The sequence below is a fragment of the Bradyrhizobium sp. Arg237L genome (genome assembly GCF_029990105.1).
Classification (GTDB): domain Bacteria; phylum Pseudomonadota; class Alphaproteobacteria; order Rhizobiales; family Xanthobacteraceae; genus Bradyrhizobium.
Map to the genome: position 1 here is coordinate 1 of NZ_JAQMIL010000152.1, position 5,019 is coordinate 5,019.

Genomic DNA, 5,019 nt, shown 5'->3' on the forward strand with positions numbered 1-5,019 from the left:
CTCGACGTCATCAAGATGTGCGACGATTGCCGCGTCAACTTCGTCGCCGAACAGGGCTTTGAATCCTACGGCGTGGCGAGCCCGACCGTCCGCACCACCGACGACTATCTGCGCGAGCGCGACGCGCAACCGCCTCGCGGCGGCAATCGCGACCGAAAATGAGCAGCTATTCCGCCGGCGTCGCCGTGGGTTCGGCGCGCCCCTCGCCCGCCAGCTTCTTGGCGAGCCACTGGTCGTGATGTTCCTTGGCCCAATTGAGGTCGACTTCGCCGGTGCCCATTGCTTCGAATGCGCCCTCCATCCCGACCGTGCCGATATAGATGTGGCCGAGGATCAGGGCGATGAACAGGATGGCCGTCACGGCGTGCACCACCTGCGCGAGCTGCATGCCGAGGATATCGGTCCCATAAAACGGAAACAGCAGCAGGAATCCCGAGGCTGACACGGCAATGCCCGCCGCAATCGACAGCCAGAACACCATTTTCTCGCCGAAATTGAAGCGCCCCGACGGCGCGTGTCTGTTCTTGATGAAGCCGCCGCCCTGCTTGAGCCAGTCGATATCCACCTTCTCCAGGAGATTGTCCCTAAGGAAGATCACCAAGATCAGGACGAGGCCTGCCACGAACGCGAAGCTCGTGAAGTTGTGTACGTATTTGGCGGCCTGCGAGATGGCGGCGAACGTGTCCGGCCCGACGAGCGGCAGCAGCACGGCCTTGCCGAAGGTGATGTTCAGCCCGGTCAGTCCGAGGATCACGAAGGACGCTGCCGTCAGCCAGTGCGCGAAGCGCTCGAACGCCTTGAAGCGAACCACTTTCTGGCCCGAGCGCCCGGCTGAGATCGGGAGCCGCCCGAGGATCAGATAGGCGATCGCCAGCAACGCCACCGTGCCGAGGATCACAATCGCACCGCCCCAGCGCAGCAGAACCTGGTGGAAATAGTCCCAGGTCCGTCCCGCCGGCTGGATCAGCACGCCGGCCTTGGTGTCGGGAATGTCGATGCGGCCGGTGATGCGCGGCACCTGCTGCAGCAATTCGCGTTGGCTGGTGACGCTCGCGGTCGGGTTGGGCGCGCCGTCAGGACCGAACTTCTGCGCGAGCGCAGGCGCCGCCACGGCGACCGCAAGCAGCGCCAGGACCAAGGTCGCCAGACGAAAGCGTGCGAGAAACGTCATGACCGTTACCCTGTTCTCATCCCGCGTTCATCGCAGGCCGTATGAGCCTATCCGCTCAGACCCCGACGTCGTTGTGATAGGCCGTGGTCCAGCCCCAGGCGCCGGAACCATAGCCCCGCTTGCGCACCCGCTCGCCGTAAATCTGCGCGATGATGTCGCCATCGCCGGCGAGCAGCGACTTGGTCGAGCACATCTCCGCGCACATCGGCAATTTGCCCTCGCCGAACCGGTTCGAGCCGTATTTGGCGAATTCCGCCGCGCTGCCCGGCGCCTCCGGTCCGCCGCCGCCGGCGCAATAGGTGCATTTGTCCATCTTGCCGCGGGTGCCGAAATTGCCGACCTGCGGATATTGCGGCGCACCGAACGGGCAGGCGTAGAAGCAATAGCCGCAACCGATGCACTGGTCCTTGTTGTGCAGGACGATTCCGTCCTCGGTCGGGAAGATGCAGTTCACCGGACACACCGCCGCGCAGGGCGCGTCCGTGCAGTGCATGCAGGCCATCGACACCGAACGCTCGCCGGGCTTGCCGTCATTGATGGTGACGACGCGGCGGCGATTGATGCCCCAGGGCACCTCGTTCTCGTTCTTGCACGCGGTGACGCAGGCGTTGCAGTCGATGCAGCGGTCCGCGTCACAAAGGAATTTCATGCGTGCCATCGTCTGTTCCTCTCACGCGGCCCGGATCTGGCAAAGCGTCGCCTTCGGCTCCTGCATGCCGGTCGCAGGGTCGTAGCCATAGGTCGTCAGCGTGTTCACGCTTTCGCCGAGCACGATCGGATCGGCGCCTTTCGGATATTTGCTGCGGAGATCGGCGCCCTCGAACCAGCCGGCGAAATGATAGGGCATCCAGGCGACGCCCTTGCCGACGCGCTCGGTGACCATCGCCTTGACACGGGTCCGCGAATTACTCTCGGCGCCGGTCACCCACACCCAGCCGCCGTCCTTGATGCCGCGCTCGGCGGCGTCGGCCGGGTTGATCTCGACATACATGAACTGCTTCAGCTCGGCGAGCCACTTGTTGGAGCGCGTCTCCTCGCCGCCGCCTTCATATTCCACCAGCCGGCCCGAGCTCAGGATCAGCGGGAACTGCTTTGAGATGCCGCGGTCGACGGCGGCCTTCTGCACCGAGAAGCCGATATTGGGCATGCGGAACTGCTTGGCGTCGGGCAAGGTCGGATAGTCGGCAACCAGATCCGGACGCGGCGTGTAGATCGGCTCCCGATAGACTGGTATCGGATCGGGCAGGTTCCAGGCGATCATGCGCGCCTTGCCGTTGCCGTACGGTGAGCAGCCGTGCTCGATCGCGACCCGCTGGATGCCGCCGGACAGATCGAGCGACCAGGACACCGTATCGGGGTTGGCCGAATTGACGCGCCGGATGATCTCCATTTCCTGCGGCGTCAGCTCGTTGTCCCAGCCGAGCTTTTTCAGCACGCCCAGGGTGAATTCGGGATAGCCGTCCTTGATGTCGGAGCCAACCGAATAGGAGCCCTCGGCGAGGAGATTGTCATGATCCTCCCGCTCCACCTCCTGCCCATTTTCCATCACCTTGCGTTTTACGACGCGCTCGACGCCGAACCGCGCGCGGAAGCTGCCGCCGCCGTCCTTCACCGAAAGATTGTTGTTGTAGAGGATCGGCGTGCCCGGATGCCTGAACTCCGGCGTGCCCCAGCATGGCCATGGCAGGCCGTAATAGTCGCCGCCGACCTCCGGATCGTCCTTCGGCGCCCGCAGCGTGACCAGGTCGAACTTGGCCTGGTTCTTCATATGGGCCTTGAGCCGCTCCGGCGATTGCCCGCAATAGCCCGTCGACCAGCCGCCGCGGTTGATCTCGCGCAGGATGTCTTCCGCCGACACCGAGCCGTTCTCGACCTTGATGTTCTTGAACATCAGGTCGGCAAAGCCGAGCTTGCCGGCAAGCATATACATCGTGTCGTAGTCGTTCTTGGATTCGAAGATCGGCTCGACGATCTTCTCGCCCCATTGCAGCGAGCGGTTGGAGGCGGTGCGGGAGCCGTCCATCTCGAAGCTCGTGCAGGCCGGCAGAAGGTAAGCGCCGTTCTTGCGCTCGGAGACCACCGACCACGCGGTCGGATAGGGATCGCACACCACCAGCAGCTCGAGCTTCTCGATGCCGCGCACCGCTTCCGGCATCCGGGTGATGGTGTTGACGCCATGCCCCATGACGAACATGGCCTGCACCGGGTTGGGCTGGCTGATCTGGTCCTTTGGCAGCAAGGTCGCGTCGAACCAGCGCGTGCTCGGAATGCCCGGTGTTTCCATCAACGTCTTGCTCGGGAACCGCGACTTCATCCAGTCGTAATCGACTTCCCACACCCGGCACCAATGCCGCCAGGCACCTTCGGCAAGGCCGTAATAGAGCGGCAACGTCGTCACATCGAGGCCGAGATCGGTCGCGCCCTGCACGTTGGTGTGGCCGCGGAAGATGTTGGCGCCGGCGCCGGGCATGCCGACATTGCCGGTGGCAAGCAGCAACAGGCAACTGGCGCGGACATTGGCGGTGCCGGTGGCGAACTGGGTCTGCCCCATCGCCCAGATCAGCGTCGCCGGCTTCTGCTTGGCGAACAGTTCGGCGATATGCTTGACCTGCGCCTCGGGCAGGCCGGTGACCCGCTCGACCTCCTTCGGATTCCACTTCGCCGCCGCCTTGCGGATTTCATCGTCGCCGTAGACGCGCTGGCTGATGAATTCCTTGTCCTCCCAGCCGTTCTCGAAAATGTGCCACAGCATGCCGTAGATGGTGGCGATGTGGGTGCCCGGGCGCACCCGGACATATTCGGTCGCATGCGCCGCGGTCCGCGTCATCCTTGGATCGACCACGATCATGTTGGCGCGGTTGAGCTCCTTGCCCTCGAGGATGTGCTGCAACGAGACCGGATGCGCCTCGGCCGGATTGCCACCCATCAACAGGATGGTCCTGGCGTTGCGGATGTCGTTGTAGCTGTTGGTCATCGCGCCGTAGCCCCAGGTATTGGCTACGCCGGTGACGGTCGTCGAATGGCAGATGCGGGCCTGGTGGTCGGAATTGTTGGTGCCCCAGAACGCCGCCAGCTTGCGGTTGAGATAGGCGGCCTCGTTGGTGAACTTGGCCGAGCCGAGCCAATAGACTGAATCGGGACCCGCCTTCTGGCGGATCTCCATGAGCTTGTCGCCGATCTCATTGATCGCGGTCTCCCAGGAGATGCGCGTCCACTGGCCGTTGACGAGCTTCACGGGATAACGCAGGCGGCGCTCGCTCAGGACGTCGTCGCGCACCGCGGCACCCTTGCAGCAGTGCGAGCCGCGATTGATCGGGCTGTCATAGTCCGGCTCCTGCCCGATCCAAACGCCACTGGCGACCTTGGCGATGACGGAGCAGCCGACCGAACAATGGGTGCAGATATTCTTGCGGGTCTCAACGGGCGCGCCCGCAGGCGGCGGCGGGCCGGCCTCCACCTTGCGCACGCCGTTCAGCGCGAGCTCGCCGAGCGCCGCGAGCGTGCCGGCAGCGATGCCCGAACGCTTCAGAAAAGTGCGGCGATCCAATCCGCCGCCTGGCCTGTCCGCTTGCGCGAGAACAGGCCTTGCACTTCCTCGACGACGATCCGACTTCCTGATCAGCACGAACGCCTCCCTCTAGCGGGCGCCGGGATAGCTGTTGACGCGGTAGAAGTCTCGAACCTCAGCGGAATCGGCCTGATAGCGCGCCCTGCGCTTGTCCTTCATATCGACAGATTGCGCGGGTGCCGACAGCGACAACAGCGCGCCGACGGCGGCCGCGCCGCTACCCGCGATGGTCAGACGAAGCAAATCACGCCGAGGAATTTTTCGCTCAGGGTTTTCCTTC

4 protein-coding genes are annotated in these 5,019 nt (G+C 64.1%); all 4 read right to left on the bottom strand.

Annotated features, from left to right (window positions below):
• Nucleotides 1-166: 166 nt before the first annotated feature.
• Nucleotides 167-1,171: a formate dehydrogenase subunit gamma gene (locus tag OZ411_RS42485; protein ID WP_130580502.1), complete on the bottom strand. Its 1,005-nt coding sequence runs from the start codon at nucleotides 1,169-1,171 to the stop codon at nucleotides 167-169.
• A gap of 55 nt (nucleotides 1,172-1,226) precedes the next feature.
• Nucleotides 1,227-1,829, bottom strand: coding sequence for a formate dehydrogenase FDH3 subunit beta (gene fdh3B / locus OZ411_RS42490; RefSeq protein WP_282532736.1), 603 nt, complete (start codon nucleotides 1,827-1,829; stop codon nucleotides 1,227-1,229).
• 12 nt (nucleotides 1,830-1,841) lie between these two features.
• A complete protein-coding gene (locus tag OZ411_RS42495; RefSeq protein ID WP_282532737.1) occupies nucleotides 1,842-4,796 on the bottom strand; it encodes a formate dehydrogenase subunit alpha in 2,955 nt (984 codons plus the stop codon).
• Between the two features lie 12 nt (nucleotides 4,797-4,808).
• On the bottom strand, nucleotides 4,809-5,019 hold a 211-nt coding region (locus tag OZ411_RS42500; protein WP_282532738.1), incomplete at its 5' end, for a formate dehydrogenase.